Source organism: Pseudomonas sp. AFG_SD02_1510_Pfu_092 (genome assembly GCF_003331055.1).
GTDB lineage: Bacteria > Pseudomonadota > Gammaproteobacteria > Pseudomonadales > Pseudomonadaceae > Aquipseudomonas.
Genome location: NZ_PUQD01000142.1, coordinates 1 through 239 on the forward strand (window position 1 = coordinate 1; position 239 = coordinate 239).

The 239-nt window shown below is 59.4% G+C and carries 1 protein-coding gene; it reads right to left on the reverse strand.

Going from position 1 to position 239, the window contains the following annotated elements; genetic code table 11:
* Window positions 1-239: immunoglobulin-like domain-containing protein (locus tag C6A77_RS25210; protein WP_133295921.1), on the reverse strand; the 239-nt coding region annotated here is incomplete at both ends.

A 239-nucleotide genomic window follows, 5' to 3' on the forward strand; every position in this document is an offset into this window, starting at 1 on the left:
TTGCTCAGGTCCAGGTTGGTGTTGTGGACGTTGTTCGGTGCAGTGAACGGTACCGAAGCCGACGATTCGCCAACCGGGATGGTGATGGTCTGGCCGTTGGCCAGTTTCACCACCAGATCCGAACCGGTGACTTTGTGATTCACCGACGCGGTGTAGGTCACCACGCCGCCTTCTGCCACGGACGGAGTCGCGGTCAAGGTCACGGTAGTGGTATCGATGGTATCGGTGACCTGGGTCAC